Annotated in this window: 7 protein-coding genes; all 7 read right to left on the bottom strand. The window is 61.8% G+C overall.

What is annotated here, in order from left to right:
• Positions 1 to 535: NADP transhydrogenase subunit alpha (locus H5U38_05610; protein MBC7186492.1), on the bottom strand; the 535-nt coding region annotated here is incomplete at its 3' end.
• Positions 536 to 752: 217 nt separating this feature from the next.
• The gene (locus H5U38_05615) at positions 753 to 1,535 is read right to left on the bottom strand and encodes an outer membrane lipoprotein-sorting protein (protein ID MBC7186493.1); all 783 of its coding nucleotides are present in this window, start codon (positions 1,533 to 1,535) and stop codon (positions 753 to 755) included.
• A 447-nt stretch (positions 1,536 to 1,982) separates the two neighbouring features.
• On the bottom strand, positions 1,983 to 2,540 hold the full coding sequence (locus H5U38_05620; GenBank protein ID MBC7186494.1) for a DUF4252 domain-containing protein: 558 nt from the start codon (positions 2,538 to 2,540) through the stop codon (positions 1,983 to 1,985).
• 13 nt (positions 2,541 to 2,553) lie between these two features.
• On the bottom strand, positions 2,554 to 3,129 hold the full coding sequence (locus H5U38_05625; GenBank protein MBC7186495.1) for a DUF4252 domain-containing protein: 576 nt from the start codon (positions 3,127 to 3,129) through the stop codon (positions 2,554 to 2,556).
• Positions 3,126 to 3,677: a zf-HC2 domain-containing protein gene (locus tag H5U38_05630; protein MBC7186496.1), complete on the bottom strand. Its 552-nt coding sequence runs from the start codon at positions 3,675 to 3,677 to the stop codon at positions 3,126 to 3,128. Before H5U38_05630 ends, H5U38_05625 begins: the two co-directional genes overlap by 4 nt.
• Positions 3,674 to 4,207, bottom strand: a complete 534-nt coding sequence (locus tag H5U38_05635) for an RNA polymerase sigma factor (GenBank protein ID MBC7186497.1) — start codon at positions 4,205 to 4,207, stop codon at positions 3,674 to 3,676. Before H5U38_05635 ends, H5U38_05630 begins: the two co-directional genes overlap by 4 nt.
• A 38-nt stretch (positions 4,208 to 4,245) precedes the next feature.
• Positions 4,246 to 4,558 (bottom strand): hypothetical protein (locus H5U38_05640; GenBank protein MBC7186498.1); only part of this gene is annotated, 313 nt, incomplete at its 5' end.

A 4,558-nucleotide genomic window follows, 5' to 3' on the forward strand; every position in this document is an offset into this window, starting at 1 on the left:
CCTTGACGGAAAAAATCTTGGCGTGTGCTGGGCCGAGTGCCCGGGAGGCGTAGAGGAATGTCTGGGCCTCGGCGATAAAAGGCAGCTCCTCCACGCCACGCTCGCGCAACACGTGATGGAACTCCAGCGCGCCGCCGGTGCGCCCTGGGTTCAGCACCACGATCTGGTGAGGCTTGATGTGCGGCGCGCAGACTTCAGCCATGTAGCGATGGCCAGTAGCGGGCACCACTACCATCAGCACATCCACCCCCTCTAAGCACTCGGCGACATCGGTAGAGGCCACGGCCACTTTGCCAAAGCCTTTCACTTCGCCCTCTAACCGGATGCCGCCCCTCTCCTGGACCGGCTGAATGCGTCGCCTTCCGCGGTTGAAGAGGTTGACCTGGAATCCCATGATGGCCAGGTGCCCAGCCATGGCCAATCCCCCATGACCCGCGCCGAGCACACAGAACTTGAGCTCCTTGGGGTCTTTGGCGAGCATGGCCTTCAGGTAGGCCCGGCGTCGGCCGTCCATATCGGAGGCGTCACGATTCATACTCATGTCCTCCCTCTGTCGTGAAACGGTCGCTTTCTCCAGGCCAACCGGCGGCCTGTACTTTGAGCTAATAGGGCAAGTCGATCAACCCATGCCAGGGTCCCCTCCGGAGAAGATGCGAGGTCTTCGCCTTCTCAGCATGCCCGCTACTCCGTGCTCGACACCTGGGCCGATCGGTTTGCCCTTTTCCCTGCTGTGTGCGTCATCGGCAGGGCAGCTATGGCTGCTGGCGCTCCATCATCTTCATCATGTCTTTCATGCTGGGGCCCTTGGGCTTCGCCTTCTTGGGGTCAAAAAGGTCATCCGCCAGGCCGGTGTTGACCTTCGCCGAGGTCACGCGCGTCGTACTCGCCAGCTTGCCTTCAAAGTAGACTTCCGTGCGGTAGGGGATCTCAAAGTCTTTGTGCACGGCGCGAAAGTCAGAGCACTGCATGCTCATCGACTTTCCCATCCCCTCGACCTTTCCCTCGGCCTTGACGAGGAGGAAGAAATCCTTGTCAATCCACAACTTGGAGAAAGGCGACCCTTCCTTCGGTGTGCCTTGCACAACATAGCAGGCGCGGCCGTTCACCTTCTCCTCGCCCACCACGCGCGCGTCGGTGGTGAAACGATCCCACCATTCCTGGTCGCTCGCGTACTTCTCGCCTTCCTCCCGCGACACCTTCTGAGTGCCCATCATGGGGGAGACCAGCCAGTAGTCTTTACCGTCGCCGATGACAATGGTCTCCATCTTGCCCATGCCTGGCCCGAGCTCTGTCTGCACCTCGGCCCGGGACTTTTCTCCCTTGGTGTAGATCGTCATCTGCGACTGCATCTTCCCCTGTTCAGTGATGTTCTCCGTCACCTGCTGCAGGGTCAGGTCCTTGATCTCGGCCTGCAGGCGCTCGTGACGAGCGCGGGCCTGCTTGACCAGCTCTGCCCAGTCGATGGCCGTGGCCACCCCGGCTATTGCTGTGCACAAACCCAGGGCGACAGCAATCATCACGCTGCGGTTCTTCATGGTTCCCTCCGCGTTAACTGAAAAACATGCGCCATGGTTCTTCCCCCGGCAGAAGGAAGGTCACGGCCTTAACGTGGCGCAGCAAGGCCCGCCTTCGTGATACAATATAGGCCTATGAGCGGAGAAAGTCAAACGGTTTTTGCGGGCATCGCTATGGTTAAGTTGGAAGATTGGGAAGGCAACCGTCTCGAGGGTCACATGTAGCCGTAAGCAACATCACGGATCCGCAGAGCAAGAGCGAGGTTCGCTTCTAACTCGGGGGGTCAACTCTTCACATCGGCAAACCCTGCCTGTGTTGGAACTGATGGCCTTTCTCCTGTTCGGCACAAGCGAAAGACGACCGCGCGTTTGTTCTCCCCCCACTTCATCAAGAGGGACCGCCAGATTGCAGCCGCGGCCGCTTGGCTTCGCCACCCGGCGTGCAGGATGCGCGACTCCTGCCGCGCGTCACAACACAGCGTCTGTGGGAGGGCGGGACACGGCCCGCTTGGCATGCAGGCCACGGCTGCGCACTGCTTCTTCCATCACCCTTTCCAGGCGTCCCCGCACTTCGACCAGCACCAGCTCGTCGCCATCCATGGCAATAACAAACAGGGCATCCAGGCGCTCCTTGCGCAGATGCGCCAGGACCATGGTCGCCTCTTTCCGGCCCCTGACCTTGACAATCGGCTCATAGCCCCGCCGGGTGAGGCTTCGCTCCACGGACTTTATCGCCCCGGCCTGTTCACCGCAGTCACGCAGCTGATAGATGCCCACCTGCACGCTGCGGATATCCAGCAGCAACGCCGCCGCTTCATCCCCGGAAGAGGCCAAGTGAGCGATTGCTCCGGTCAGCCACAGAGAACCGGGCCCTAGGCTGAGCTGGAAGACCGTCCTCACCTCTCTGGCGCCTGAGGAGCGGAGGACCGTGTCGCGCACATGGCGGAAATTCCAGTCAACGTCTGCACATCCGGCCACCAGAAGTGCCGCCAGCGGCAACAGCAAACATTTGCGGACTATGCCCATGCGGTCCTCCCGCCTACTTGGGCCGCTCGCTCGTCTTCACGCCTTCAAGTGCCGGGATGTCCAGCTTCTTGCCCAACTTCCCAATGGCCTCCATGTCGATTTCCCCCACGATGTTGACGAAGGCCGCCTCCCCTCCTGGCTCCACGGCCATGACCAGCAAGCCAAGGATCTTTTCGCCCTCCATCTTGAGATAGACGTGGGCGGTCTCCCCCCTGCGGTCCTTGGCGCGGACCACCTTCTCCCAGCGCTTCTTGGCCAGCTCCTGCTCGATCTTGGCGATTTGTGGCTGCAGAGCAAGAGCCGTGACGCTGTCGGTTCCGAAAGTGTTCACTCGCACCAAGAGCAATTTGGACAGCGTTCTCGCGAGTGCTTCGTCCTCCTCGCCAGCAGCCTTAGCCACCAGGCGCAGGAGTGGACCGCGGATGTAAACCTCGACGATCTCTTCGCCTTCGCTTGGGATGGGAAGCTGGGAAAAGTCCACGTAGCCAGGATGCTTCCTGAGCTCTTCGTCTTCCTGAGCAAGCAACGGTATTACGCCTACCGCCAGGGCAACTCCCAGAGCGGCAAGCAAACTCGATCCTCTGATCATTGGATTCCCTCCTGTGTCAACACGCCGAAGGCAGTCGAGACGCCCCGTTTCAGCGGTTCAACCACCTGCGACGGCAGGACCTCTTCTTGCAAAGTGCGTTCGGTGAGCCTGAGCGCGTGGTTGACGTAGGCAAACGCCAGCTCCACATCGTGACGCGCGCGAACCACTTGCTCAGGGCTGTAGGCGGACTCCTCCGGTTGCGGCGGCAGAGCCGGACGGCGGATGACCAAGAACAGCGCCACTGCTGCGGCAGCTCCCGCCAAGGCCAGTCGCCAGGCGAGGCGCGGACGCAGTGCCAACACTCGTTTGCGCGCCGGCTGGGCCCTCCCTGGCAGCGGCAGGCGTTCCATCACGCCTTCAGGGCATGAAAGCACGGGCAAGGTGCGCAGACTGGCGCGGAGGGCCGCGTTCGCCTCCAGCTCGGCGCGACAGCGCGGACAGGTGCGCAAGTGCCTCTCCACCTCGCGCCGCTCTCGCCGCGTGAGCTCCCCGTCGAGGTAAGCATCGAGCATGGGACCTGGATGTTTTCGAGGAGCCGTCTGCCTCATCTTCTGACCTCCTCGGCCATCTCCCCGAGGGCCGCGCGCAGCTGTTTGCGTCCGCGATGAATGTACACCTTGACCGAATTGATGGGTATGCCCAACGCCGCGCTTATCTCCTCGTACCTCATGTCCAGCAGTTCACGCATGATGATGATACTCCGCAGGCGAGGGGGAAGGCGTCGAATCCCCTCCTCCAGGCAATCCCTCAGCTCCTGGCGTTCCGCCACGCTGTGTGGATCGTGTTCAACCTCCTGGGTAGGAACTGCCTTCGTGGCCTCGCCAAGCTCCTCATCGCTCACCACTGCGCGCTCCGCCTTGTGCCGCCGCAGGGTGTCGATGCACAAGTTGTGCGTGACCCGCATGAGCCAGGCCTTCAGGGTCGGCTTGCGGATAGCATCGAAATGCTGCCAGGCGCGCAGCAGCACCTCCTGCGTCACATCCTCGGCGTCCGGACGGTTTCCGAGGAAGTAGTACGCCTGGCTGTAGATGCGATCCTTGTACGCCAGAACCGCTGTTGTGAAGTGCGCCTGTCTCATCGGGCCTCACCTCTCAAGACGCAGGAGGCGCGAGATTGTTACAGTCCGAGGAACTTTATTGCTAAACCAGACACGGCGATGATCGCCCCGGCAAGGGCATGCGAGAAGCGCTCCAAGCCCGCCGTCTTCACGGAGAGCAGACCGCGGGCCAGCAGCCCGACGATGGTGAGCATGGTCAGGACGGTCACCGTGCCGAACACGGCGGTGACGCCTACCACCGCAGTCCAGTGGTGCCCAGCTGCCGGGTACATGAGGAGCGGAATGAGTGGCTCACAGGGGCCGAGCACAAAAATGATGAACAACACCCAGGGCGTGACCTGGCCTTCCCCTTGGTGGAGGTGACCATGCCCG

Source organism: Calditrichota bacterium, assembly GCA_014359355.1.
Taxonomy (GTDB): domain Bacteria; phylum Zhuqueibacterota; class Zhuqueibacteria; order JANLFK01; family Oleimicrobiaceae; genus Oleimicrobium.